At 62.5% G+C, this 24991-nt stretch carries 23 protein-coding genes; 16 read left to right on the top strand and 7 right to left on the bottom strand.

From position 1 onward, the window contains the following. Positions 1 to 101: 101 nt before the first annotated feature. Genes CVS28_RS16060 through CVS28_RS16040 form a run of 5 tightly spaced genes read left to right on the top strand, consistent with a single transcriptional unit; the run spans position 102 to position 5602 of the window. Positions 102 to 1247: a thiamine pyrophosphate-dependent enzyme gene (locus CVS28_RS16060; protein WP_243399932.1), complete on the top strand. Its 1146-nt coding sequence runs from the start codon at positions 102 to 104 to the stop codon at positions 1245 to 1247. Next, positions 1244 to 2329: an alpha-ketoacid dehydrogenase subunit beta gene (locus CVS28_RS16055; protein WP_103482142.1), complete on the top strand. Its 1086-nt coding sequence runs from the start codon at positions 1244 to 1246 to the stop codon at positions 2327 to 2329. Before CVS28_RS16060 ends, CVS28_RS16055 begins: the two co-directional genes overlap by 4 nt. Continuing rightward, on the top strand, positions 2326 to 3630 hold the full coding sequence (locus CVS28_RS16050; RefSeq protein WP_103482141.1) for a dihydrolipoamide acetyltransferase family protein: 1305 nt from the start codon (positions 2326 to 2328) through the stop codon (positions 3628 to 3630). The genes CVS28_RS16055 and CVS28_RS16050 overlap by 4 nt, the downstream gene beginning before the upstream one ends. 18 nt (positions 3631 to 3648) lie before the next feature. After that, positions 3649 to 4356, top strand: coding sequence for an MBL fold metallo-hydrolase (locus tag CVS28_RS16045; RefSeq protein WP_103482140.1), 708 nt, complete (start codon positions 3649 to 3651; stop codon positions 4354 to 4356). A gap of 43 nt (positions 4357 to 4399) precedes the next feature. Further along, positions 4400 to 5602 (top strand): MFS transporter, encoded by a 1203-nt coding sequence (locus CVS28_RS16040; RefSeq protein ID WP_243399931.1) that lies wholly within the window; start codon positions 4400 to 4402, stop codon positions 5600 to 5602. A gap of 9 nt (positions 5603 to 5611) precedes the next feature. On the opposite strand, the gene CVS28_RS16035 is transcribed toward CVS28_RS16040, so the two are convergent. Beyond that, complete coding sequence (locus tag CVS28_RS16035) at positions 5612 to 6421, bottom strand: phosphatase PAP2 family protein (RefSeq protein ID WP_243399930.1); 810 nt, start codon at positions 6419 to 6421, stop codon at positions 5612 to 5614. A 146-nt stretch (positions 6422 to 6567) separates the two neighbouring features. Here CVS28_RS16035 and CVS28_RS16030 point away from each other — a divergent pair, with 146 nt between their 5' ends. The 3 genes from CVS28_RS16030 (at position 6568) to CVS28_RS16020 (ending at position 10389) form a co-directional block, all read left to right on the top strand. Beyond that, on the top strand, positions 6568 to 7542 hold the full coding sequence (locus tag CVS28_RS16030) for an o-succinylbenzoate synthase (protein WP_103482137.1): 975 nt from the start codon (positions 6568 to 6570) through the stop codon (positions 7540 to 7542). Positions 7543 to 7607: 65 nt separating this feature from the next. Then, positions 7608 to 9320: a 2-succinyl-5-enolpyruvyl-6-hydroxy-3-cyclohexene-1-carboxylic-acid synthase gene (gene menD / locus CVS28_RS16025; protein WP_103482136.1), complete on the top strand. Its 1713-nt coding sequence runs from the start codon at positions 7608 to 7610 to the stop codon at positions 9318 to 9320. Positions 9321 to 9483: 163 nt separating this feature from the next. Beyond that, positions 9484 to 10389, top strand: a complete 906-nt coding sequence (locus CVS28_RS16020; protein WP_103482135.1) for an intradiol ring-cleavage dioxygenase — start codon at positions 9484 to 9486, stop codon at positions 10387 to 10389. A gap of 92 nt (positions 10390 to 10481) precedes the next feature. On the opposite strand, the gene CVS28_RS16015 is transcribed toward CVS28_RS16020, so the two are convergent. From CVS28_RS16015 to CVS28_RS16000, 4 genes are all read right to left on the bottom strand, one after another. Further along, positions 10482 to 11285, bottom strand: coding sequence for an amino acid ABC transporter ATP-binding protein (locus tag CVS28_RS16015; protein ID WP_103465004.1), 804 nt, complete (start codon positions 11283 to 11285; stop codon positions 10482 to 10484). Next, positions 11282 to 12229, bottom strand: a complete 948-nt coding sequence (locus tag CVS28_RS16010) for an amino acid ABC transporter permease (RefSeq protein ID WP_103465003.1) — start codon at positions 12227 to 12229, stop codon at positions 11282 to 11284. Before CVS28_RS16010 ends, CVS28_RS16015 begins: the two co-directional genes overlap by 4 nt. Before the next feature lie 23 nt (positions 12230 to 12252). Next, positions 12253 to 13191, bottom strand: coding sequence for an ABC transporter substrate-binding protein (locus CVS28_RS16005; protein WP_103465002.1), 939 nt, complete (start codon positions 13189 to 13191; stop codon positions 12253 to 12255). A gap of 164 nt (positions 13192 to 13355) precedes the next feature. Further along, positions 13356 to 14702 carry an isochorismate synthase gene (locus CVS28_RS16000; protein ID WP_103465001.1) on the bottom strand — a complete coding sequence of 449 codons (1347 nt, stop codon included), beginning with the start codon at positions 14700 to 14702 and terminating at the stop codon, positions 13356 to 13358. A gap of 124 nt (positions 14703 to 14826) precedes the next feature. Here CVS28_RS16000 and CVS28_RS15995 point away from each other — a divergent pair, with 124 nt between their 5' ends. From CVS28_RS15995 to CVS28_RS15985, 3 genes are read left to right on the top strand one after another with little or no spacing between them, the layout of a single operon-like run. Continuing rightward, the gene (locus CVS28_RS15995; protein ID WP_103482134.1) at positions 14827 to 15549 is read left to right on the top strand and encodes a demethylmenaquinone methyltransferase; all 723 of its coding nucleotides are present in this window, start codon (positions 14827 to 14829) and stop codon (positions 15547 to 15549) included. Positions 15550 to 15579: 30 nt separating this feature from the next. Beyond that, entirely contained in the window at positions 15580 to 16902 is a 1323-nt protein-coding gene (locus tag CVS28_RS15990; protein WP_103464999.1) for a geranylgeranyl reductase family protein, read from the top strand. Continuing rightward, positions 16899 to 18002, top strand: coding sequence for a polyprenyl synthetase family protein (locus tag CVS28_RS15985; RefSeq protein ID WP_103464998.1), 1104 nt, complete (start codon positions 16899 to 16901; stop codon positions 18000 to 18002). Before CVS28_RS15990 ends, CVS28_RS15985 begins: the two co-directional genes overlap by 4 nt. Before the next feature lie 146 nt (positions 18003 to 18148). Here the strand turns inward: CVS28_RS15985 and CVS28_RS15980 are convergent, their stop codons facing one another. Beyond that, positions 18149 to 18745: a hypothetical protein gene (locus tag CVS28_RS15980; RefSeq protein ID WP_103482133.1), complete on the bottom strand. Its 597-nt coding sequence runs from the start codon at positions 18743 to 18745 to the stop codon at positions 18149 to 18151. A 60-nt stretch (positions 18746 to 18805) separates the two neighbouring features. Then, on the bottom strand, positions 18806 to 19225 hold the full coding sequence (locus tag CVS28_RS15975) for a hypothetical protein (protein ID WP_103464996.1): 420 nt from the start codon (positions 19223 to 19225) through the stop codon (positions 18806 to 18808). 119 nt (positions 19226 to 19344) lie between these two features. Here CVS28_RS15975 and CVS28_RS15970 point away from each other — a divergent pair, with 119 nt between their 5' ends. The 5 genes from CVS28_RS15970 (at position 19345) to CVS28_RS15950 (ending at position 24880) form a co-directional block, all read left to right on the top strand. Beyond that, positions 19345 to 20286, top strand: a complete 942-nt coding sequence (locus CVS28_RS15970; protein WP_103464995.1) for an ABC transporter ATP-binding protein — start codon at positions 19345 to 19347, stop codon at positions 20284 to 20286. Between the two features lie 25 nt (positions 20287 to 20311). Continuing rightward, the gene (locus tag CVS28_RS15965; RefSeq protein WP_341476420.1) at positions 20312 to 21508 is read left to right on the top strand and encodes an ABC transporter permease; all 1197 of its coding nucleotides are present in this window, start codon (positions 20312 to 20314) and stop codon (positions 21506 to 21508) included. Then, positions 21505 to 22917, top strand: a complete 1413-nt coding sequence (locus CVS28_RS15960; RefSeq protein WP_103464993.1) for an MFS transporter — start codon at positions 21505 to 21507, stop codon at positions 22915 to 22917. Before CVS28_RS15965 ends, CVS28_RS15960 begins: the two co-directional genes overlap by 4 nt. A gap of 71 nt (positions 22918 to 22988) precedes the next feature. After that, the gene (locus CVS28_RS15955; RefSeq protein ID WP_243399929.1) at positions 22989 to 23690 is read left to right on the top strand and encodes a sirohydrochlorin chelatase; all 702 of its coding nucleotides are present in this window, start codon (positions 22989 to 22991) and stop codon (positions 23688 to 23690) included. A 218-nt stretch (positions 23691 to 23908) separates the two neighbouring features. Continuing rightward, the gene (locus CVS28_RS15950) at positions 23909 to 24880 is read left to right on the top strand and encodes a thioredoxin domain-containing protein (RefSeq protein WP_133159172.1); all 972 of its coding nucleotides are present in this window, start codon (positions 23909 to 23911) and stop codon (positions 24878 to 24880) included. The last annotated feature ends 111 nt before the right edge of the window (positions 24881 to 24991 follow it).

Genomic DNA, 24991 nt, shown 5'->3' with positions numbered 1-24991 from the left:
TACAAAACGGTGTGAATCACATACTGAAGGAACAGAACATCTTTGTTGCGCCTCCGCTTATGTTGCGGGGCGAGCCGACTACCAAAGGAGGGCGGAGTTCAATGACGACCCACCCGGAATTCCTCGAGAGCCAGAGCTACATGCTGCCCTCGGCTGAACCCGTCCAGCTCATCGCCGCCGACGGCAGCGAGGCGCCAGCCAAGCAACACAAGCAATACAAGGAGCCTTACCAGCTCCCCGAGATGGCAACGATGCTGGAGGGCTATGAGCGCCTGGTGGTCGGCAGGCGCGTCAACGATCAGGCGGGAGCCTTGGTGCGGCAGGGGCGCATGGCCGTGTACCCGTCGTCGCACGGGCAGGAAGCTTGCCAGGTGGCAGCGGTCATGTGCCTGCGACGCAGCGATTGGCTCTTCCCCACCTACCGTGACACCGTGGCCGTGCTGGGCCGCGGTGTGGCCCCCGTGGAAGCCTTCGAGTCGCTGCGCGGAGACTGGCATTCCGGCTTCAACCCCCACGACTACAACACGGCCAACCCCACCACTCCGCTGGCCACCCAACTGCTGCATGCGGTGGGGGTGGCGCACTCGGCCAAGCTGCGCGGCGAGGACACAGTGGTGCTGGCACTTTGCGGGGACGGCGCCAGCAGTGAGGGTGACTTCCATGAGGCGCTGAACTTTGCCGCCGTCTTCCATGTCCCGGTGGTGTTCCTGATCCAAAACAACCAATACGCCATCTCCGTCCCGCTCATCCGCCAAAGCGTTGCCCCCTCCCTGGCCCACAAGGCCGTGGGCTATGGGATGCCCGGCGAGCGCGTGGACGGCAACGACCTGGCCGCCTTGCTGGCCGTCCTGGGCCACGCGGTGCACCGCGCACGCAACGGGGGCGGGCCGGCGCTCGTGGAGGCGCACACCTACCGGATGCAGGCGCACACCAACGCCGACGACTCCACCCGATACCGCAGTGACGCCGAGGTGGCCCAGTGGGTGCCGAAGGACCCGCTGCTGCGAGTGGAGAAATACCTGCACGACGCCGGGGCCCTGGCTGCCGCTGACCGCGAACGCATCGCCGTGGCTGCGGAAGCGATGGCCAAGACGCTGCGGGACGGGCTCAACGCAGAGACCTCGGTGGACCCCCTGGATCTCTTTCGGTACGTCTACAGCGAGCCCACACCTCAATTGCGCGAGCAAAGCACCCTGCTTGCGGCGGAACTTGCCGCATCATCAGCCACCATGGGAGCCTCACGATGACCACCATTGCCCAGACGCCCCAGCCTGCCACACCGGCTGCCCAGCCGGGGGAGCGCCTGTCCGGTGTCCAAACCATCACTTTTGCCAAAGCGCTGACCTTGGCCATGGCCGACGCCATGGCCGCAGATCCCGCCGTCGTGGTGTTTGGCGAAGACGTGGGCACCCTGGGCGGGGTATTCCGGGTGACCGACGGGCTCACCCAACAGTTTGGCGAGGAGCGGTGCTTTGACACGCCGCTGGCCGAATCCGGGATCATCGGCATGGCCACCGGGATGGCCATCAACGGGATGAGGCCCGTGGTGGAAATGCAGTTCGACGCCTTCGCCTACCCAGCCTTTGAACAAATCACCAGCCATGTGGCCAAATTGGGCAATCGCACCCGCGGCCAGGTGCGCCTGCCCCTGGTCATCAGGATTCCCTACGCCGGCGGGATTGGCGGGGTGGAACACCACTGTGATTCCTCCGAGGCCTACTATGTGCACACGCCGGGGCTGACGGTGCTCACGCCCTCCACCGTGGCCGACGCCTATGTCATGCTCCGCGACGCGATCGCCTCCGCTGATCCCGTGGTGTTCCTGGAACCCAAAAAGTTGTACTTCAGCAAGGACACCGTTGACCTGGATGCCTTGCGGGCCGGGTACTCAGAAGGCGTGGGTGCTGCTGCGCCGTCCACGATTGGCCACGCTGCGATAGCCCGACACGGCACCGACGCCACCTTGATCGCCTACGGACCCTCCGTGGCAGTGGCGCTCGCGGCCGCCGAGACGGCTGCGCAAGAGGGCCGCTCCCTGCAAGTCATCGACGTGCGCTCCCTGGTGCCGTTCGACGACGAAACCATCACCGCCGCCGTTAAATCCACCGGGCGGGCCATCGTCATCGCCGAGGCTCCCGGCTTTGCCTCCATGGCGTCCGAGATTGTGGCCCGCATCCAGGAACGCTGCTTCCACGCGCTCGCCGCACCCGTCCTGCGGGTCACTGGTTTCGACATCCCCTACCCGGCGCCCAAACTCGAAAAGTACTACCTTCCCGGCGTGGACCGTATCCTCGACGCCGTCGACAACCTTCAGTGGGAGACCCCATGAGCCTGCAAGTGTTCCTCCTCCCTGATCTGGGCGAGGGTCTGGTCGAAGCCGAACTGGTCACGTGGCTGGTCAACGTCGGTGACGTCGTCCATGTGGACCAGCCCATCGCCGAGGTGGAAACCGCCAAGTCCGTGGTGGAGGTGCCCTCGCCCTTTGAAGGCGTGGTGGAAACCCTCCACGGCGCCGAAGGCGACACCCTGACCGTTGGGAAACCACTGATCTCCGTGAATTCGGCGGCCGCGGAAGTGGGGGCACCCACCCCCGCTTTAGCCACTTCCGCTGAAGGCTCCGGCAACGTGCTCATTGGCTATGGGACGTCGTCGCACGGGGGACCGGGGCGGACCCGTCCTGCGCTGCGCCAGCACCTTCATGCTCAGGACTCGGGCCCCGCCGCGGTTCAGCACCGGGCCCATCTGGTGGTTTCGCCGCTCGTGCGGAAACTGGCCCACGACCACGGCCTGGAGCTCTCCAACATCCATGGCTCCGGGAGCGACGGGCTCATCCTGCGCCGCGATGTGGAGCAGGCTGCGGCGGGCGGGCCTGTACTGGCGCCCGCGGCACCGGAAGGCTCCCGCGCCGTCGTCGATCAGCGGACCGGCCTCGAAGTGGCCGGCAGGACACCGCTGACAGGCGTGAAGAAAGCAGCTGCCGCGGCGATGACCCGCAGCCGGGCTGAAATTCCTGACGCCACAGTGTGGGTTGACGTTGACGCCACGGCACTCATGGAACTGCGGCGGGAGCTGAAGGCCAAAGATGGTGGAGCCCCCAGCGTGCTGGCATTTGTGGCACGCTTCGTCACCGCCGGTCTGGGCCGCTTCCCGGCACTGAACATGCAAGTGGCCCACAACGGGCCCGAACAGGAGCTCGTGGAGTTTGCCGGTATCAACCTTGGCATCGCCGCCCAAACGGAGCGCGGACTCATGGTGCCCGTGGTCCGCAACGTTCAAGGACTCAGCGCCCGCACCCTGGATGAACGGATTCGTGCCGTGGCGGAGCAAGCCCGTGGCGGCAAGGCGGGGCCGGAGACGCTGCGCGGGGGCACTTTCACCATCAACAACTACGGCGTGTTTGGAGTGGACGGTTCGGCCGCCATCATCAACTACCAGGAGGCTGCCATGCTGGGAATTGGGCGCATCATGGACAAGCCGTGGGTGGTCAACGGGGAGTTGTGCGTGCGCCAGATGACCGAGCTGACCCTCGCGTTCGACCACCGCGTGTGCGACGGTGCCGTGGCCGCAGGCTTCCTGCGGTTCGTGGCCGATGCCATGGAAAACCCCGCCTCCGTGCTGGCAGACCTTTAGCGCCGCTAAGGTGGGTGCATGGCAGATTCATGGCAACAACTGGGCAGTGGAATCTACCTGATGCCCAGCTCCGGTGAAAGGGCCCTGGTCAACATTGGGCTCGTTGTTGGTGCCGAACGCGCATTGCTGATCGACACCGGTTGCGGGCCGCGGCACGCACATGAAATCTTGCTCGCCGTGCGGACACTGACTGAGCTGCCGCTGGTTGTGGCCATTACCCATGCGCATTGGGACCACTTCTTTGGCAACGCCGTTTTCATGCACGACGGCGTCACCGAGTTTTGGGCGCACGCCAACACCGCGCGGAGCATCGCCGGGACGGGGGAGTCACAACGAGCCGAGGTGGCCGGAGCCGAGCCGGAAATGGCTGCCGGTACGGGGTTGGACACCGGGATTGTGGTGCCCACACAACTGGTTCACGATGATGTTGTGACGTTGGGTCTGGGTGGGATCAGCGTTGACTTGTTCACCCTGGGGCGCGGCCATACAGACGGTGATTTGATGGTCGGGGCGCCCGGTGTGCTTTTTGCCGGTGACGTGGTGGAGGAAGGCGGCGAACCGCAATGTGAGGATTCGTATCCGCTGGAATGGGTCGAGGTCCTGCACCAACTGGCAGGCATGGGGGATAGGTTCCCCGTCATGGTGCCAGGCCATGGCCGGCCCGTGACCGCCGAGTTTGCAGCCCGGATGGCCGACCGCATGGAAGCTGACCGCCCGGAGGGTTGACTCGTGCCCGTAGCTGTCGCCGGCCGGGTCTACAGTGGGGATAGTGAACAAGAGCGCAAACCCCGGTGACTTTAGCCTGTGGTCCATCGCCGTCCCGGCGTTTGGGCCATCATTGCTGTTTGGCATCGGCGAAGGCGCCATCCTCCCCATCATTCCCCTCAGTGCCCGCGACCTGGGCTCCTCCCTGGCGGGTGCTGCGTTGGTGGTGGCCCTGATCGGGATCGGATCACTGGTCAGCAACATCCCGGCCTCGCTCATGACAGCAAAGTTCGGGGAGCGCCTGAGCATGATGGGTGCCGCCGGGCTCAGCCTGGTCGCCCTGATGCTGTGCGGTTTTTCCTCCAATCTGCTGGTCTTTGGTGCCGGGGTGTTCCTCATCGGTGCCGCGGCGGCCGTCTTCAACCTGGCCCGGCAAAGTTACCTCACCGAGGCCGTGCCGCCGCTCATGCGGGCACGCGCCATGTCCACCCTGGGCGGGGTTGGGCGTATTGGACTGTTTGCCGGGCCGTTCATTGGTGCGCTGGTCATCCACCTCGTGGGCTTGCAGGGCGCCTACTGGGTTGCCGCGGTGGCCATCGGCGCTGCCGGGGTCCTGGCCTGGTGGCTGCCGGACTTGGTCAGCGGCAACGGACCCGCACCCAAGGGGCCCATGCCCACCGTCCGCTCCTTGATCATCGCCAACCGCAGGCTCTTTCTCACCATCGGCATTGGTGTGATCCTGGTCAGCGCGGTGCGATCGGCCCGCCAGGTGGTGGTGCCGCTGTGGGCCGACAACCTTGGCCTTGACCCGGCCGCGACGTCGTTGATTTACGGGTTGTCCGGTGCCATCGACATGCTGGTCTTTTATCCCGCCGGGAAGGTCATGGACAAAAAGGGCCGCAACTGGGTTGCCGTACCGTCCATGACACTCATGGGGATCGCCTTGCTGCTCATGCCGCTCACCACGGGGGCCGGGTCCCTGCTGCTGGTGGCACTCCTGATTGGTTTCGGCAACGGTATTGGCTCCGGAATGATCATGACGCTGGGGGCCGACTACTCGCCCCGTCACGGCCGGGCTCAATTCCTGGGCATCTGGAGATTCCTGTCAGACTGTGGCGGCTCCAGCGGCCCCGCCATTTTGGCCGGGCTCACAGCTGTGGTGTCCTTGTCCTTTGGCATCGCAGCCACCGGCATCCTGGGACTGGCTGCGGCAGCTGTGCTGGGGTACTGGGTGCCGCGCAGCCGGCCCGCCACACCGGGACAGTGAGGCCTAAGGCTAGGACCGGCGTCGAACTGGCAGGGTAAGGAGCAGCGTGGCCGCAAACGTCAGCCCAAAGCCCACGGCAACAATTTGGCCCACCCCCGCGAAGAAATAGGTGATGGTGCTGACGGTTCCGGCGGCGTCGGCAGCGCGCAGGTTCAACATTGTGAGTACGACGCCAAGGGCCGCTAAGATCACCGTGCATGCCGTCCACCAGCGCGAGGACGCCCAGTGCCTACTCGAGCCCAGCCACACATTCCACTGGGGACCGCCCCGCATGACAGCAAGGGCCGCCAGGGCAGTCCACAAGGCCACCACAAAGAACGCAGCCAGCACGTCGGCGGGGCGGTGCCATTGGTTGATGAGGGTGGAAACCCCGGCCATGATGGCGTAGCCGCCGCCCACAAAGGCGACGGCGGGTCGCCATCGCGGCGACACCACCAGAAAAACGGCGGCCGCGGCACTGGCGGCCAAAGTGCTGTGCCCGGACGGCAGCGAATTCAACGCCAAGGTGGAAACACCCATGTGCGGACGGTCAGGCAGTCCGGCCTTGATGAGCTGGGTGGAGAGATTCGCGGCTGCCATGGCGGCAATGGCAATGCCGGCAGCCTTCCAGCGGCGCCTGGCAACGGTGACGAACAGGACCACCACGGCAGCAATGACCACGGAGGTGGCAGGCAGCAAGTCCAGCAGCTGGGCCGTTTGGGCGCCGATCCGATCCCGGACCACGGCAGCCTCCACCAAAGCGGACTCGTCAATGAACTGGCCCGTGGTGGTATTGACGAAGAATCTGTACGTCAGGATCAACCCGGCCAAACTTATCAATGCCGCAACTATAAAAGGCCACGCAGAAATTCTGGGCGCACGTGCTCCGCGAGGGCCTGCGCGTCGAGATGCGGCGTGGGTATTCATCGCCTCTAGGTTCCCACAGTTTCATGGGAACACCCTGACTTTGGCGCTACAGTGGGAACATGTTTTCGCTCCCACCCCTGGATGAAGTCCTGGCCGGCGCCCACGTCGTTTCGCTCCCCATGCGCGTGAAATTCAGGGGTGTTCAGGCCCGCGAGGTGATGGTTTTCAAAGGACCTGCCGGATGGGGCGAATTTGGCCCCTTCCTGGAGTACGACGACGAGGAATCCGCCAAGTGGTTGGCGTCGGCTTTGGAGGCTGGCTGGCTGGGGCAGCCAGCGAGGGTGCGTGATTGGGTGCCCGTCAACGCCACGGTTCCGGCTGTGGCCCCGGCCCAGGTTCCCGCAGTATTGGCGGCCTTTGATGCTGTTCATACGGTGAAAATCAAGGTGGCCGAGGCAGGGCAGTCCCTGTCCGAGGACGCCGCCCGTGTGGGGGCCGTGCGGCATTTGCTGCCCGAGGCCAAAATTCGGGTGGATGCCAACGGCGGCTGGGATGTTGAGCAGGCCGTGTCGGCGCTTCGAATGCTCTCCGTCTTTGGGTTGGAATATGCCGAGCAGCCCGTTGCCTCCATTGCGGAGCTGGCAGCCGTACGCAAGGCCTTGCGTGGAACTGTGCTGATTGCTGCCGACGAGAGTGTCCGCAAGGCCACGGATCCTCTTGCCGTGGCGCGTGCCGGGGCAGCGGATCTCCTCGTGGTGAAAGCGGCGCCGCTGGGTGGCGTGCGGCGTGCCCTGGAGATTGTGGCTGAAGCCGGGCTGCCGGCAGTGGTGAGTTCGGCCCTGGATTCGTCCGTGGGAATCAGCGCCGGGTTGGCGCTGGCCGCCGCGCTTCCAGAGCTGCCCTACGCCTGTGGATTGGGTACCGTGTCCCTCATGGCGGCCGACATTGCCGATCCCAGCCTGGTGGCAGTTGCCGGTGGCATGGAGGTGCGTGAGGTGGTGGCAGACCCCGGTCTGCTGGCGCAATGTGCGGCACCGGCGGAACGCCGCGAGTGGTGGCTGCAGCGCCTGCGCCGCTGCTACGCACTGCTCTGACAACTCCCGGTCAACCCAGGATGAGCTCATGATGATTAGATGGGGCTGTGACTTTTCTTAGCTCAATGGACTCCGCCCGCTATGTAGTAGACGCGCTGGAACGCGCAGGGGTGGCACATGTGGTGCTGGCGCCGGGATCGCGCAGCGCACCCCTGGTGTATGCCTTGGCCGAGGCAGAAGCCGACGGCAGGCTGAGCACCTACGTGCGCATTGACGAGCGTGTGGCCGGATTTACGGCGCTGGGGCTGGCCCTGGGAGCTGACGCCGCCGTGGCTGTGGTGACAACCTCCGGAACGGCCGTCGGCAATCTCCTGCCAGCGGTGATGGAGGCAAACCACGCCGGAATCCCGCTTGTGGTGCTGTCCGCCGACAGGCCCGATGAACTGCGCGGCACGGGGGCCAACCAGACAACGAACCAGCTGGATCTCTTTGGCGAGCACGTACGCTTCGCCACGGACGTTGCGGCCGGCATTGACCCCACCTCTGCGATCTCCACGGCCCTTAGTGCCGCGCGCGGACGGCTCGAAGGCATCCCGGGCGGGCCCGTACAGGTTAATTTGTCGTTCCGGGATCCGCTGACGCCAGCGCTGGACGGTTCCGAATGGGAGCGGCTGCTGCCAGTTGTTGATGCGCCCGGTACAGCCGGTGCACCCAGTGAACTCGGTGCACCCGCGAAAGCCGATGAAGGCGCCGAGCCCGTCATGGTGTTGCCCTCCACCAGTCACCGGACGGTGGTGGTGGCCGGGCACGACGCCGGTCCCGAGGCCGAGTACTTTGCCCGCATGCTGGGGCTGCCGCTGCTGGCGGAGCCCTCTTCCAACGCCCGCTTTGGGCCCAACGCCATTGGCCCCTACCGCCTCCTGCTGGAGCAATTTGGACCCGAAAGTTCCAACCCCATCCAACGCGTGGTGCTGTTTGGCCGCCCCACCCTGTCCCGGGAAATCAGCACGTTGATGGCCACCACTGGGCTGGAACGGGCGCTGTATCTGCCAACTCCCGTGACGTGGTTTGAATCCGGCCGGCGGCCGGAGCTGATCCTGACCCAGTGGGACCAGCTGACTGGCTTTGCCGGGTGCGGGCCAAGCGGCTGGCTTCAGGCCTGGCAGGATGCCTCCGCTCACGCTGAAGGCGCCCTCGACGCCGTACTGGCGGAAGCGCCGCAGCCCGGTGCGCTGGCCGGTCAGCTGGTGGCCCGCAAACTGTGGGAAAGGGCCCAGCAAGATCCCGGCAGCAACCTGGTGCTGGGCTCGTCCAACCCTGTGCGCGACGTTGACCTGGCCGGAAAGCCCACTGAAGAAAGCAACGCCAGGATCTTCGCAAACCGCGGTTTGGCGGGCATCGACGGCACCGTCGCAACAGCCACGGGTGTGGCGCTGGCAACGCACAAACCAACCCGCGTCCTGGTGGGTGACCTGACCTTTTTGCACGACTCCGGTGCCCTGAACATTGGTTCCAGCGAGCAGGCGCCCCCGCTGCACATCGTGGTCTTGAATGATGGCGGTGGCGGCATTTTCTCAGTCTTGGAGCACGGTGAGCTCGCGGCGGCACCGGACTACGCGGCCGCCGTCGAACGCTTCTTTGGTACACCACACACCGTGAACCTGGCAGCCTTGGCCGCCGCCTACGGTTTCAGCCACACCCTGGTCCGTAGGGCTGCGGAGCTGGATGCGGCACTGGCCGGGCCGGTGGCCGGGCGGCGCATCATCGAGGTGTCGGCCACACGGGCAGGCCTGCGCGAACAGCACGTCCGCATCGCCGCCGCCCTCAAAACCAACTAGCCCGCAGAAAACGCCGAAAAACACCTCAAAATCGTGAATTTTCGCCGTTTTCTGCGGGTCAGTTTGGAAAGCGGCGTTTGTGCCGGGGTCTGGTTGCAAGCTTTTATGCTCAGTACAGTGGGAACACAGCTGATGCATAGCAAGCTTTGATGGAGTGGATGCCATGAATAACTCGCCGCACCCCGACCATGACAGGGGCCTGGAATTTGATCTGGGCACCATGTTCACCCGCCGCCGCACCTTGGGCCTCATGCTCGGAGCCGGCGCCATCGCGGGCCTGGCGGCCTGCACACCGGCTCCCGGCGGCACCGCCTCCACAGCTGGCGCCACTATGGCCGCTACGTCTGCACCCGCCGCCGCAACCACTCCTGCTGCCACGTCCAGCAGCACACCCGTTGCCACTGCACAGGTCACCCGTGCACTCGCTGAATGCACCGCCAACACCCCGGACACTCCGGAGGAAACAGGTGGCCCGTACCCGGCCGACGGCTCCAACGGGCCCGACGTCCTCACGGCGTCCGGAGTGGTTCGCCGTGACATTGTGGCCAGTTTTGGCTCCTCGACCACCAGGGCCGAGGGTGTTCCGCTGACGGTCACCTTGACGCTTCTGGACAATGCGCAGGGCTGCAAACCGCTCTCCGGTGCCGCCGTGTACCTGTGGCACGCCACCCGCGACGGCAAGTATTCCCTGTATGACCAGGGCCTGGAGAACGAGAACTTCCTGCGCGGCGTCCAGGAAGCCGACGCCAACGGCCAGCTCACGTTCACCACCATCTTCCCGGGTGCCTACAACGGCCGCTGGCCGCACATGCACTTTGAGGTGTTTGAGAGCATGTCCAATGCCACCTCGGCGGGACAAATCCTGCGCACATCCCAAATCGCCATGACGGAGGCCTCCTGCAATGAGGTGTACGAGTCCGCCGGATACGAATCCAGCCAGCAGAACTTCCCCAACACGACGCTTGCCAGCGACATGGTTTTTGGGGACGACGGCGGCATCCACCAATTGGCGTCAACCACCGGTTCCGTCGCGGCGGGGTACACCGCGGCCTTGAACGTCATCATCTAGCAAAAAACCAACTGACCCGCAGTAGTGGTCGAAAAAACGCGATTTCTCGTCGTTTTTCGACCACTACTGCGGGTCAGTTTGAAGGAACGGGGTTAGAGGACCCTGCTGAGGAACTCCTTGGTCCGGTCATGCTGGGGGTTGGCGATGATGTCGCGCGGGTTTCCGCTCTCCACCACCACGCCGCCGTCCATGAACGTCAAGGTGTCGCCCACTTCGCGGGCAAAACCAATCTCATGGGTCACCACAATCATGGTCATTCCTGACTTGGCCAGTTTTTTCATGACTTCAAGGACATCGCCCACCAGCTCGGGGTCCAGAGCTGACGTGGGCTCGTCAAAGAGCATCAACTCCGGCTCCATGGCCAGCGCACGGGCAATGGCAACACGCTGCTGCTGGCCACCTGACAGCTGAGCCGGGTAGAAGTTGGCGCGATCGGAAAGCCCCACCATCTCCAACAGTTCAAGTGCCTTCAGTTTGGCCGCTGCCTTGGACTGGCGCTTCACCTGGGTGGGAGCCTCAATCACATTTTGCAGGGCAGTCTTGTGCGGGAACAGGTTGAAGCGCTGAAACACCATGCCAATCTCCCGGCGCTGGCCGGCGATCTGCTTGGTGTTCAAGTCGTGCAACTTGCCGTTGATCTCCTTGAACCCGATGAGGGCATCGTGGACATAAATCCGGCCGGCACTGATGGTTTCCAGGAGGTTGATGCAGCGCAAGAGCGTTGACTTGCCGGAACCTGACGGGCCGATGATTACTGAGACCTCGCCGGGTTTCACGCTCATGTCGATGCCCTTGAGCACATGGTGCTCGCCGAAGAACTTGTGGACTCCCTGGATGTCCACCAGCGGCTTGACCCCGGCGGGTACCGGCGAGGCCGTTGAAGTTGTGTCGGTCATTGCTTGCCACCTTCCGTGGTTCCGTCGGTGGTTTTCACCGGGTTTGCATGGGCCGAAGCAGCAACTTCAGTGGCCTTGACCGGAGCTTTCATGACGTTGTCAACGCCCTTGCCAAAGTGCCGTTCGATGTAAAACTGGCCCACCATAAACACTGAGGTGATCACCAAGTACCAGAATGCGGCGACCATCAACAACGGGATGGGCAGGAATGTACGGCTGGCCAATGCATTCGTCACGAATGTCAGGTCCAGGGTGAACGGCACGGCCAACACCAGCGAGGTGGTTTTGAGCATGCCGATGGTTTCATTTCCGGTGGGAGGAATGATCACGCGCATGGCTTGGGGCAGGATTATCCGCCACATGACCTTTGACCTGCGCATGCCCAATGCCTCGGCCGCCTCCATTTGGCCATTGTCCACGGACTTCAGGCCGGCCCGGAAGATCTCCGCCAGGTACGCGGATTCGTTCAGGCCCAGGCCCACGATTGCCGCGACGGTTGCGTTGATGACCGTGGCCGTGTCCCAAGAAAACAGTTCCGGGCCAAAGGGGACGCCAACAATGATCTTGGGATACAAGGCCCCGATGGATCCCCAGAACAGCAGCTGGGTGTACACAGGGGTGCCACGGAAGAACCAGACCCACACCCAGGAAACGTACCTGAACAGAGGGTTGTCGGATTGGCGCATGAACGCCAGCAGGATGGCCAGCACAATGGCAATGACCATGGAGCTGGCGGTCAGGATCAGCGTCCAGCCCACGCCCTGGATGACCAGTACGTCGAAGACATAGGTCCGGAAGGTTCCCCAATAGAACTTGGGGTTGGTGGTCATTGACTGGATGACCAAGATGAGGGCCAGCAGTATGGCGGCGGCACCAACCCATCGCCACGGGTGACGAACGGGAACTGCGTCAATCAGTTCAAGGCTGGCGTCCTTGCCCACCATGGTCTGACGCCGGGATCCCCTGCTCAATTTTTCGGGGCGGGGTTCAGGACCGCTTGGGTGACGGCACCTTCAGTGTTGTTCCACTTTTCCAAGATCTTCATGTAGGAGCCATCATCGATGAGCTTGTTCATGACCTTCTCGATCACACCGGCAAATTCGGTGTCAGCCTTGGCGATCGCGATGCCTTGTTCGGCGGAGTCATACACATCACCCAAAGTTTCCAGCTGGCCATTTGTCTTGGCCATCGCATTGCGGGTGATGGGGGAATCGGCGCTCATGGCGTCGATGGTGCCACCAACCAGTCGGGTGGTGACCTCAGTCTGGTTCTTCAGCGAGATGATTTCGATGGCAGGCTGCCCTGCTGCAACACAGGCCGCGGAACGGTCCTTCACGTCAGGGTCTTCTTGGACGGTTCCCGTCTGGACGCCCACCTTCTTCCCGCACAGGTTGTCCATGGTGATGCCCTTGGGGTTGCCCTTTTGCACTGCCCACAGCACACCAGCATTGAAGTAACTAATGAAGTTCACGGCCTTTGACCGTTCTTGCGTGACGGTGAAAGACGACAATCCCATGTCGTAGACGGTGCCCAGCTTGGGGAGAATGCCTGAGAAGTCAGCTGTCTGAACCTCTGCCGTCTTGCCCAACGTTGCTGCGATTGCCTTGGCAAAGTCAACGTCATAACCGATGGGCGTCTGTCCGTCCTTGTCCAGGAACTCGGCTGGTTCGTAGGAGGTATCGGAGCCTACTGTGAGGGTGGCTTTTTCCTTCAGGGCTGCTGGCAGCAACGCAATCAAGGCGTCGTCCTTGGCTACTGTCGTGGGATCGAACGCGGCAGGCTGTGAAGCTCCTCCGCTGCTTTCGCCGCCACCATCCTGGGATGCTGTGGTGCAGCCGGTCAGTGCCAATGCTGCGACGGCAGCTACCGCGGCGAGACGAACTGACAGTTTGGTTGAAATATGCATTTTTAGCCCTTTGTTTCATGGAACAGTGTGTCGATGAAATATAGTGTAGCCCCGAGTGATTTGCATCACGGTAAACGACATTTCACTATTGAACAACTTTTTACCTAGGCTAGCAAGTGGCCGAGACACGATCGTGTCTGACATTCCAGACTCAGCGACCCACTTTAACGGTTCTGTGGAACGTTCAAGGCTTGCAGCATGGGACGGAATTTAGCCCACGTCTCGGCCAGTTCAGCCTCCGGATCCGAGGCCTCCACAATGCCGGCGCCCGCATAAAGGCGCACGCTGTGCGGGTCTTCCAGCACTGCCCCGCGCAGGGCGATGCCCCATTCGCCGTTGCCGTCACCATCGAGCCAGCCCACCGGTCCGGCGTAGGGTCCACGGTCCATTTTTTCAAGCTCCAGGATGAGCGTTCCGGCTTCCTCCCGGGGGGTGCCGCACACTGCTGCCGTAGGGTGCAAAGCCTCAACCAAGGCCAAGGAACTGGGTAAATGCCCGTTGGAACTGGCCAATTCGGCCGTGACATCTGAGGCAAGGTGCCACACATTGGGCAGCTCCAGGATGAAGGGTTCGGCCGGGAATGCCAGATCGCTGGCGAATGGCGCCAGTTGCCGGACCAGGGACCTGACAGCAAAGTCATGTTCCTGGCGCTGCTTGATGGAGCCGCCCAAAACGGTAGTGGCAAAGCCCGTGGACCCGGCGGGTTCGTCTTCCCGATCCAACGTTCCGGCAAGAACCCTTGCCTGGGCCACCGAGCCGTCAATTTTGATCAAAATTTCCGGTGTTGCGCCCACCAGGCCGTGCACCCCGTAGGTCCAGCATTCGTCGTATAGGCGTATTAATCGTTGCAGAATTGAAACTCTCTGCACCGGTTCGGCGAACGTTGCCACCACATCCCGGGCCAAAACCACCTTTTCCAGGCCGCCCCGGGCAATGGCCGCCACCCCTGCGGTGACTGAATCCTTCCACTGGTCCTCGGTGAGCGCCCCGGAACGCACCGTGCCGGCGGGGGCGGGCTCCGGCGTCGAGCTGTCAGCAGGTGATGCCCCTGCTATTGCCGAGCGCAGCAGATGGAGGGCGGATTCGGCGGTGGGGGCAGTGCCGTCCACACTCATCTGGGTCAGCCAGGTGGTGCCACCGGAAAAACCCACCACCAGTTCCGGGACAATCAGCACCGATTCATAGCTGCTGGTTTTGGAGAAGGCAAAGGAGCCAAACGCCATGGCGCCGGTGCCGGGCAGGCGCAGGGGGTTGATGATCCGGGCATCGGCCAACAGGGTTTTCCACCATTGTTCGGCGTCGGCAAAACGCCCCCGCCCGGCACCTGTAAAAGCGGTGACTTCACCAAAGCCCAGGAATCCTTCGCCGCGCCGCAGCCAACACAGCGGATCGGTGCCGCCCAGGGTGCCCAGCAAGCTGGCGGGGTTGGTCACGCCGAGCTCACCCAGCGTGGCCGGATCCAGGGCCGTAGTCAGGGTGCGCAGCGAATGGGTGCCCAAGGAAGCAGTCATGATGAGTCCAGATTACTCGCCTGCAGGCCCAACTTCGGCTCAATCGCGGTGTGATGGCCCACAAGTGGCGTACTGCACCGCAACGCAATGCACGATCCGCTTCAAAGTTTGAGAGACTAAAGGGGTGAACCGTGCATCTTTGGAGAAGCGTCCGGAAGAAATGGCCGCCATGTTTGACGACGTGGCCCCAAAATACGACATCGTCAATGACATTCTGTCCCTGGGGCAGACGCGCCGGTGGCGCCGCATTGTGGTGGACGCAGTTGGTGCTGTGCCCGGCCAACGGGTCCTTGACCTGGCTGCCGGTACCGGCACCTCCAGCGAGCCATTTGCCGACGCCGGTGTTAATGTAGTGGCTTGTGACTTCTCGGTGGGCATGTTGAAGGTGGGCAAACGCCGCCGCCCCGACATTGACTTCATCGCCGGGGATGCCACCAACCTGCCCTTCGCCGACAACTCCTTTGACGCCTCCACCATTTCCTTTGGCCTGCGCAATGTCATGGATCCGAAGAAGGCACTGCGGGAGATGCTGCGCGTTACCAAGCCCGGCGGCAAACTGGTGGTGGCCGAGTTCTCGCACCCCACCTTTTCACCGTTCCGCACCGTGTACACCGAGTATTTGATGCGTGCGCTGCCTCCCATCGCCAAAAAAGTTGCGTCCAACCCGGACGCCTATGTTTACCTGGCTGAATCCATTCGGGTCTGGCCCAACCAGGACAACTTGTCCGCCTGGCTCACCGAGTCCGGCTGGGAAAACGTTGCCTACCGGAATTTGAGCGGCGGCATTGTGGCAGTCCACCGCGCCGTCAAGCCGCTGCAGTCGGCCGAATCTTCCCCCGCCAACTAACGTCCGCCAACTAAAGGAACTCCACCCACCGTGAAGGTACTGATAGTAGGGGCTGGTCCTGCCGGATCCACAGCGGCCTACCACCTGGCCACCGCCGGGATTGATGTGACGGTGCTGGAAAAGACCCGTTTCCCGCGCGAAAAGGTGTGCGGTGACGGCCTGACTCCGCGTGCAGTGCGCGAAATGCAGCTCATGGGCCTGCCGCATGACCCTGCCGAGGGGTGGCGCCGGAACAAAGGCCTGCGCCTCATTGCTGGCGGGCGGCAGGTGGAGGTTCCTTGGCCGGAACTGAGCAACTTCCCGGATTACGGGCTGATCCGGACCCGCTTGGGCTTCGATGAATCCTTGGCCACGCATGCCCGTGCCGCAGGTGCGCTGATCCTTGAGGGTCACTCGGTCTCCACAGCGTTGACGGACGACGCCGGAACCGTGGTGGGTGCCCGCGCGTCGCTCATGGATGACTCGGGTAAGAAGACGGGCGAGAGCAAGGACTTCTTCGCCGACCTGGTGCTGGCCGCAGACGGCAACTCCACCCGCACGGCTGTGTCCCTGGGCCACGAAAAACGCGACGACAGGCCCATGGGTGTTGCGTACCGGACCTACTTCACCTCCCCTCGCCACGATGACGACTGGATGGAGGGGTGGCTGGAACTCCCCGACAAGCAAGGCAACCCGCTGCCGGGCTACGGCTGGGTTTTCGGCGTTGGCGACGGCACTTCCAACGTGGGCCTGGGCATTCTCAACTCCTCCAAGGCGTTCGGGAAGCTGGACTACCGCCAGGTGCTGCGCGACTGGACAGGCGCCATGCCGCCCGAGTGGGGTTTCACTTCCGAAAACCAAGTGGGCCCCATCCGTGGCGCAGCCCTGCCCATGGGGTTCAACCGGACTCCGCACTACTCACCCGGGCTTTTGCTGCTGGGTGATTCCGGTGGCATGGTCAGTCCCTTCAATGGCGAAGGCATTTCCTACGCCATGGAATCGGCCCGCTTCGCCGCCGAGTTCATTCAACGCGCGGCCGGAACCAACTCCGTGCTGGCCGCCAACCATGCCTTGTCCGGGTACAGCGACTACGTCCGCGAACAGTGGGGCAGCCACTTCACCTTGGGGCGGGTCTTCGCCCAATTGATCGGCAAGCCGGCCATCATGAAGCTGGCGCTGCGAACCGGCATGCCGATCCCTGTGCTGATGCGTTTTGTGGTCCGCATGATGGCGAACCTCACCGACGCCGGGGAACGAGGTTTTGAGGATAGAGTGATTCATCTACTGGAGAAGCTGGTACCAGCCACCAGTAATCAAGACTTTCCCCGCACGCCCAAGCAACAATCCCTACCAATAGTTAGTGTTAAGCAGTGACTACTTCCGCGAAACATAGCTGGACCCACGCCGGACACGGGCTGCCCGAGTCGCAGGACGCCAACCCCAGCACCATGGCCATTGCCACAGGTTTGCAATTGCCGTCAGGCTTCTCCGCTGTCGCTGATGACCCGGAGCTTGGCCCGTCCATTGCCATGAGCCTGGCCAGGGTGGAAAAGGTACTTCGTGAAGCCATTGCCAATTCGGATCCCTTGGCCGATGCTACAAGCAGGCACCTGGTAGAAGCCGGTGGCAAGCGCATCCGGCCGTTGCTGGTACTGCTCGCTGCCCACCTGGGCGATGCCAGCCGTAGAGAAGTGGTGCAGGCCGCCGTTGTCGTTGAGCTGACCCATCTGGCCACGCTCTACCACGACGACGTCATGGACTCCGCGCCGTTCCGCCGGGGTGCGCCCACGGCCCATGAGGTGTGGGGCAACACCGTCGCCATCTTGACCGGCGACTTGATCTTTGCCCGGGCCTCGATCCTGGTGTCCGAACTCGGTGGTCGGGCGCTGGAAATTCAGGCCCGGACCTTTGAACGCTTGTGCCTGGGTCAGCTGCACGAGACGGTGGGTCCGCGCGAGGATGAAGACCCGGTAGAGCACTACCTTTCCGTCGTAGCCGACAAGACGGCTTCCCTCGTGGCAGCCTCCGGCCAGCTTGGTGCCATCTTTGGTGGGGCGCCGGAAGAGTTGCAGGACGTCATGCTCGAATACGGCGAAAAAGTTGGGGTGGCTTTCCAGCTGGCTGACGACGTCATCGATGTCACCGGGCTCAAGCAGGTTTCCGGGAAATCACCGGGAACTGATCTGCGCGAAGGCGTACCGACCCTGCCCGTGCTGTTGCTGCGTAAGGCCGCCGCCGACGGCGATGCCTCCGCCGCTGCTGTGCTGACGCTCGTTGATGGCGACCTGAGCGGCGATGAAGCTCTGGCTGAGGCTGTTGCCGCACTGCGCGAGCACCCCGTCACCGCGGAGTCCTGGGTGGTTGCCCGCGAATGGTCCGCCGACGCGATTGCCGCATTGGCGCCCCTGCCCGAGGGCATGGTCAAGGCAGCGCTCACCTCGTTTGCCGAAGCAGTGGTGTCGAGGGACGTCTGATCCCCACCAAAAAACCAACTGACCCGCAGTAATCCCCACCCGCTCCCCAACCTCGTCCCTCGGTCGGGGCCCCTCGCGGGCGTGGGCCCTCGAAAAAACGCGATTTCGCGGTGTTTTTCGACCACTACTGCGGGTCAGTTGCTTAACTAGACGCGGCCACCCAAACGGGGAAGAACAAACGGGCTAACAGCCTCTTCACTGTTGTTCCAATGAGTGGGCTCGTTCAACCGCTTTGCCTCCGTGGCAGCGGCTACCGCCAGTCCGGCGTCGTCAACGCTGAGCATCATGCCGCTGTGCTGCAGATTGAAGAAGCGGATCACCACGCGGCGGCCATTGACGTTCCAAACACAGGCCGGCACAACGGGGTCGTGCCACGGATTGGCCGGCTCGCCGTAGTGCGCCGTGAGCTGGGCCCGGATGGCCTCATAGCCGGCACGGGTGGAAAGATCATTGGTGGTCATGGAGGTGTAGGGCTGCATACTGACGCCCATGAATTTCCCGTGGTACTGCGTCCACGAGCTGAAAAGATCCCCGGCAAGAGGGGTTTGCAGGGCAAAGTGCGCCGTGGCCGAGACGGTGGATGCATCATCCCATTTGGCCCCCGAGGCGAAACCCAGCCGCTGGAAGAAGGCTTTGCGTTCAAAATCTGAGCGAGGCCACATGCCCGCAACCAACGTCTCCACGAGTGCCACGATGGCGGCTGGGTCTGGAATCAAAGCTGGCGAATGCTCCTGTGCGTCCATATCGCTACGCTACATCCAGCGGAGGAATATTCCCATAGCTGGCGCCGACCAGATGGGGGACTATTCGGAGTCGGTGAAAACCCAGTCGAGCATGTCAAAAACAAACTCGCTAAAAGTGCCCTCTTCATTGATCCACTGGCCCGTGGCATTGTTCCGACGCCACACGATGGGGTCGGGAACGTCAGCCTGATCGGCCAGCATGCCCCAGGTGTAGGCCTCGTCCTCGTCCTCGAGGAACAGCAGGTAGCCGTCCTGGACTTCCAGCTCTTCAGGATCCCAGAAGAAGTAGTACGCTTCCATGATTTCTTCGCAATTGCCCAAAGCATGCAGGAACTCCCGCAGGGCCAGTGGCACCGAAATCTTCAATTCCGCAAAGACGTCATCAAGGTCCGCCACAGTGATGCCGTCGGCCTCCTGCCACGGCTCCTGAAGGTACAGGGGCACCAGGCCGCGGAACTTCTCTACGAACATGTCAGACATTCAAATCTCCGAAAAATTGGCGGTTGCGTTGCCTACAATTCTAGCCGGGACAAGCTGCTGGGGGTGCCCAGAATGATGCCGCCAACGCCACGGACCCCAAATGTGACTACGCTGACTAAATGAACGTTGCACAGCCTCTGATTCATATCCACGACTTCCACATGCACTTTGCCGCGAAGAAAGTCATCGACGGGCTTTCCTTTGACGTTGAGCGTGGGGAAACGTTTGGTTTTCTGGGCAGCAACGGCAGTGGAAAGACGACGACGATCCGGGCACTGCTGGGCATCTACAGGCCCACAGCGGGAACCTTGGAGATCAACGGCAAGGTTTTCAGCGACGACTTTGGCTCCCGCCTTGGCTATCTGCCGGAGGAACGCGGCCTGTACAAAAAAGAATCCGTGATGGACGTGATGACGTACTTTGGCCGGCTCAAGGGTCTGAGCAAGCAAGAGGCCCAGAAGTTCTCCCGGCAATATTTGGACAGGGTGGACCTGGCTGACAAGGCTGATCTGCGGTTGGACAAGCTTTCCGGCGGAGAGCAACAAAAAATTCAGCTGGGCGTGACCATCATGAATGAACCGGAACTGTTGATTTTGGATGAGCCAACCAAGGGTTTTGACCCCGTGAACAGACGGCTGCTGCTGGACATCATTGAGGAACGCAAGGACGCCGGCGCCACTGTCATGATGGTGACCCACCAAATGGAGGAGGTGGAGCGCCTGTGTGAGAGGATCATCCTGCTCAAGGACGGCCGCGCCGAGGCCTACGGCACCATCGATGAGGTGCAAAACCAATTTGGTGGCCGCACCATCAAGCTCAAATATTCCGGCACCATTAACGAATCGCCAAACTACAAGATCACCCTGCAGGAAACCAACTACGCTGAACTCTCTCTGGCCGAGAGTGCCGATGAGTCACAGGTGCTGCGGGAGCTGATTGGCTCAGGCTTGGCCGTCAGCGGATTTGTGGCCGCCAAACGCAGCCTGGATGACATTTTCATCCAGATTTACGGCGACCCATCAGCGGCTCACAAGCCAAACTCAACAGGGCCGGTGACTTGAGGTGGCCCGCCACAACCTGGGCACAGTGGTGCAGTTTGAATTCACCCGGACTGTGAAGAAGCGCCGCTTCTGGATTGCCACCCTTGCCATCCCCCTGCTGCTGGGCCTGGTCTTTGCCCTGGTCTTTGCCAGCAGCTCCTCCACACAGTCCAGAACGGAGGCGCAAAAGTCCCAGACCGTAGATTTCAGCTACACAGACGCCTCTACATTGATTGATCCGGCCATAGCCAAGGCCATGGGCGGGAGGATTGAGGCGGACCCGGACACCGCCGTCGAACGTGTCAAGGCAGGCACGCTCAACGCTTACTTCAGCTTCCCGGCCAGCCTGGTGACGGACCCGGTACTGGTTTTCGGCACGGACCAGGGCATTTTCAAAAACGGCACGTATGACGCCGTCGCCAAGCAGCTGGTGATCCTTTCGGCACAGGACAAAGTGGGCTCGCCCGAATTGACTGGGGCGCTCCAAGGCAATTTCGACACGGAGTCCCAGACATTCAAGGGTGGTCAGCCGTCGGGCGGGCTGGACACTGTGGTGCCGCCACTGCTTTTCCTGGTCCTGTTCTATGTGGTGATTATTTTGCTGGCCAATCAGATGCTTGCCTCCACCTTGGAGGAAAAGGAAAACCGGGTCACCGAAATGATCCTGACAACCTTGAACCCCACAACCTTGGTGGTGGGCAAAGTGATCTCGCTGTTCATGGTGGGCGCCGTGCAGGCCCTGGTGTTTGCATCCCCCATGGCCGTTGCTTTCGTATTTTTCAACGACCAGCTGGCCATACCCGATTTTGACCTTTCCAATTTGCAGTTCCAATTCCTGCCGATGTTGGTGGGTGCGCTGCTGTTCATTGGCGGTTTCATCCTCTTCACCGGCGTGCTGGTGAGCATTGGCGCGGTCATGCCAACGGCCAAGGACGCCAGCACAGTGTTCGCCCCCGTCATGATCACGCTGTTCATCCCTTTTTACATTGTGACCATGGTGGTCAGTGATCCAGGCTCAGTCATAGTCCAAATCTTCACGTTCTTCCCACTCACAGCCCCCATCACGGCCATGTTGCGCAACGCATTTGGCTCGCTCGACGGCGTCTCCGCAACAATTGTGATCGCCGAACTGTTCATCTTCGGCGTGGTGGCATTGCGTGTTGCCGTGCACTTGTTCCGCTATGGATCCATTGAGTATTCCCGCAAGCTCTCGCTCCGAACCGCTTTCTCCAAGAAGTCGTGACCGGCGTCCAGCAGCGGGTCTTGTGGGTGGCCATCCTGGCCTCCTTTGTGGCGTTCCTCGACGGGGCCATTGTGAACGTTGCACTGCCGGCCGTGACCCTGGACCTGGGCGGTGGCATCACCACGCAGCAATGGGTCGTGGATGCGTATCTGCTGGCCTTGGGGTCCTTAATTTTGATCGCCGGCTCGCTCTCCGACACCTTCGGACGGGTGCGGATTCTGCGTGCAGGACTAATCATTTTTGGTGTAGCATCGCTGGCTTGCGCCGTGGCGCCAAGCGCAACGCTGCTGATCGTGGCCCGCGCAGTCCAGGGGGCAGGCGCTGCGATGCTGGTGCCAAGTTCGCTGGCCTTGATTACCTCCACCTTCACTGGGGCAGCCCAAGGCAAGGCCATCGGCACCTGGACAGCATGGACTGGGACGGCGTTTCTGGCCGGTCCGCTGGCTGGCGGGCTGATGGTTGACTATGCCAGCTGGCGGCTCATCTTTGCCATCAACGTTGTGCCTATTGCAGGCACGCTCTGGTTGTTGAGGGGACTGGCGCTGCCGGCTTCCACACCACTGCTTGCGTCCGCCGCCCCCACAGCGAAAGGCCGCGGCCGCAGGATTGACGTTGTGGGAGCCGCACTGGCAGCTACCGGCCTAGCCGGGACAGTGTTCGCGCTGATTGAACAAGGCCGGCTGGGCTGGGGACACCCCGCTGTTTACCTCCCTTTTGGGGCCGGCCTGCTGGCCCTGGCGGGTTTCCTGTGGTGGGAAAGTCGCGTGGCAGCGCCCATGATGCCGTTGGGCCTGTTCCGGATCCGCAACTTTGGCATGGGCAACATCGCGACCACTTTCATCTATGCCGCACTGTCTTTGGGACAGCTGATAGTGGTGTTGTTTCTGCAGGAGGTTGTGGGATTTTCCGCCGCGCAAGCCGGGTTGGCGTCCTTGCCCGTCGCCGTCATTTCGTTGATTCTGGCTGGGCGGTTCGGGACCCTGGCTGGCAAGTACGGGCCGCGCTGGTTCATGGCGGCAGGTCCCGTGGTGGCCGGGGCGGGGTACTGGCTCATGACATCCGTGGCCGAGCCGTTCAACTTTTGGTGGCAAATCCTGCCCGGCCAGATTGTCTTTGCCGTGGGCCTGTCCATCACGGTGGCACCGTTGACGGCAGCCATCCTGGGGGCCGTGCCCCAGGGGCAAAGCGGCATTGGATCGGCCATCAACAATGCAGTGTCAAGGGTTGCCGGCCTCCTGGCAGTGGCCTTGGCAGCGCTCTTATTGGGCGGGGCACTTGACGTTGAATCCTTCCGGCGTGTCATGCTGATTACAGCGGGGCTTTTTGTTGCAGGCGGCGTTGTCTCGGCCCTGGGGATCAGCAACAAGACAGCAGGCCTGCAGGCCGTGGATACTGCCAGTGACCCCTGACGCAACACAGTATTGGCCCAACCGCCTTCTGCCGTACATTGGCTGGGAACAATCGTTGAAAGGACATAACCATGGGACAAGAGACTGTGATGATTGCCTGCGCCCACGGCACCAACAGCGCGCAGGGGCAGGCCCGCATCAATGAACTCAGGGCGGAAATTGCTGCGCTGCGCCCGGGCCTGAGCGTGCTGGAAGCGTATGTGGATGTCCAGACGCCGGCACTGCCCGATGTGGTGGCGGCCGTGGCGCCGGGCGTGCGGGCGGTGGTGGTGCCGCTGCTGCTAACCGTGGGATTCCATGTCCAGGTGGACATTGCCCAAGCTGTCCGGAGCCGTTCTGAAACACTTGCTGCCAAGCCGCTGGGGCCGGACCCGCGTCTGGCCGGGTTGCTGCACAAGCGGCTTGGCGACTTGCCCGCGGACTGGGGAATTGTGCTGGCGGCCGCGGGATCCTCGCGGCCTGAAGCGGCCGAACAAATTGAGGTCCTGGCAGCGGATCTGGCGGTTCGCCGGCCCCAACGCATTGTTGCGGCTTATGGCGCCAGCGCCCTTCCCTCGGTGCCCGAAGCTGTGGCACAACTGCGGGCGGGCGGAGCCGCAGGGGTGGCCATTGCCTCATACTTGTTGGCGCCGGGATACTTCCATGATCAGTTGTCCCAGGCCGGGGCGGATCTTGTGTCCGATCCGTTGCTGCCCTCAGTGCTGCTCGCCCAACTTGCCTTGGAGCACTTTGACTCGGCCCTTGCTGCACAGGGCCGGGGAACCGAAGACTAACGCGCCCGCCAGCCGTTGGTGGCCGGGAAAAACCCGACCCGCTGTGCGGCAATGGCCTCAGTCCGGGTTGTCGCTGGGATGATGGGTGGGATGTTCGGCTAGCGAAAGGCAAACTCGTGGGGGAAAACCCGGTGCAAGGTCCAGAAAATCCGCAAAACCCGCCGGGATGGACGCCGCCACACTATGGCCAGCAGCCGCCCTACGGCCAGTATCCGCCCATGCCAGCTCCCGGCGGCAAGGGCGGCACCAACACCTTGGCCATTGTTTCCCTGGTCTCATCCTTCTTTGTAGGCATTGCCGGTGTGATTACCGGACACATTGCCTTGAGCCAGATCAAGCGAACGGGGGAGGAGGGCAAGGGGCTGGCCATTGCCGGGCTCGTCATTGGTTATGTAATGACCCTGGCAGCCATTGTGGGGGTGATTGCTGTTGTGGTATCGCTCTTCCTCGCCGGTGTGGCCGCCGACAACGCCGCGGGCAGTCCGGACGGCTCAAACCAAAAGGGCGGCGTGTCCAGCACAGGAAACGTCCCGGAGAACAGCAATGCGTTTGGCGGGATCACCTTCGGCCAGGGCGGCGCACTGGTCCCGCCCACCACTACCGACACACGCGTTGACCTCACACAATTGCCCGAACAAGGCGGCCAGGCGTTGGACCCGGCGGCGATTGGCATTCAGGCATCAGCCAACGGTGAGCCCATGCAACTAGTGGTGTTCATCGATTTCATGTGCCCGCATTGCGCAGCATTTGAGCAAAGCCAAGGCCCAGCCATCCAGGCGTTGCAGGACCAAGGCAAGATCACTGTAGAGTACCGGCCCATCGGGTATTTGGACACATTCTCTGCCGGCACCAATTACTCCTCGCGCTCGGCTGCTGCGGCAGCGTGTGTGGCCAGCGAATCCCCGCAGAACTACAAAAAGTTCCTGGATTCGCTGTTCACCAACCAGCCCGCAGAGAACAGTGAAGGCCTAGACGCCGCCGAGCTGGGCCGGCTGGCACAAGAGGCCGGGGCTGCGGACATTACAGACTGCATGGACAGTAAGACGTACAGGCCCTACGTTGCCTTTGCCACCGGTCTGGCGTCCACCCACGGCGTGCAGGGCACCCCAACAGTGTTCATGGACGGCGTGCAGTGGAAAGACGGTTCCTTCACGGACTTTGCCGCCGCTGCCCTAGCTGCGAAAAAATAACTGGCTCAGATCTGCTGACCCAGGTTCGACGCCGGTCCCACCCGCCCAAGGTGCGCGGGACCGGCGTCGTCCTTCTTTAAAGGCGCCTTGGGACAAGCACACGCCGGGCAA

The organism is Arthrobacter glacialis (assembly GCF_002909415.1).
Classification (GTDB): domain Bacteria; phylum Actinomycetota; class Actinomycetes; order Actinomycetales; family Micrococcaceae; genus Specibacter; species Specibacter glacialis.
The sequence above is the reverse complement of the archived record's forward strand: the minus strand, read 5'-3'. Positions and strand labels throughout refer to the sequence as shown.

Bases quoted from the DNA above. Each gene is read 5' to 3' on its own strand.
- CVS28_RS16030 (WP_103482137.1), top strand. From the start codon at position 6,568: ATGTTTTCGCTCCCACCCCTGGATGAAGTCCTGGCCGGCGCCCACGTC.
- CVS28_RS16015 (WP_103465004.1), bottom strand. From the start codon at position 11,285: ATGACCGACACAACTTCAACGGCCTCGCCGGTACCCGCCGGGGTCAAG.
- CVS28_RS16000 (WP_103465001.1), bottom strand. From the start codon at position 14,702: ATGACTGCTTCCTTGGGCACCCATTCGCTGCGCACCCTGACTACGGCC.
- CVS28_RS16010 (WP_103465003.1), bottom strand. From the start codon at position 12,229: ATGGTGGGCAAGGACGCCAGCCTTGAACTGATTGACGCAGTTCCCGTT.
- CVS28_RS15955 (WP_243399929.1), top strand. From the start codon at position 22,989: ATGGGACAAGAGACTGTGATGATTGCCTGCGCCCACGGCACCAACAGC.
- CVS28_RS15980 (WP_103482133.1), bottom strand. From the start codon at position 18,745: ATGGACGCACAGGAGCATTCGCCAGCTTTGATTCCAGACCCAGCCGCC.
- CVS28_RS16020 (WP_103482135.1), top strand. From the start codon at position 9,484: ATGAATAACTCGCCGCACCCCGACCATGACAGGGGCCTGGAATTTGAT.
- CVS28_RS15975 (WP_103464996.1), bottom strand. From the start codon at position 19,225: ATGTCTGACATGTTCGTAGAGAAGTTCCGCGGCCTGGTGCCCCTGTAC.
- CVS28_RS16045 (WP_103482140.1), top strand. From the start codon at position 3,649: ATGGCAGATTCATGGCAACAACTGGGCAGTGGAATCTACCTGATGCCC.
- CVS28_RS15970 (WP_103464995.1), top strand. From the start codon at position 19,345: ATGAACGTTGCACAGCCTCTGATTCATATCCACGACTTCCACATGCAC.
- CVS28_RS16055 (WP_103482142.1), top strand. From the start codon at position 1,244: ATGACCACCATTGCCCAGACGCCCCAGCCTGCCACACCGGCTGCCCAG.
- CVS28_RS16060 (WP_243399932.1), top strand. From the start codon at position 102: ATGACGACCCACCCGGAATTCCTCGAGAGCCAGAGCTACATGCTGCCC.
- CVS28_RS15950 (WP_133159172.1), top strand. From the start codon at position 23,909: ATGCCAGCTCCCGGCGGCAAGGGCGGCACCAACACCTTGGCCATTGTT.
- CVS28_RS16050 (WP_103482141.1), top strand. From the start codon at position 2,326: ATGAGCCTGCAAGTGTTCCTCCTCCCTGATCTGGGCGAGGGTCTGGTC.
- menD (WP_103482136.1), top strand. From the start codon at position 7,608: ATGGACTCCGCCCGCTATGTAGTAGACGCGCTGGAACGCGCAGGGGTG.
- CVS28_RS16005 (WP_103465002.1), bottom strand. From the start codon at position 13,191: ATGCATATTTCAACCAAACTGTCAGTTCGTCTCGCCGCGGTAGCTGCC.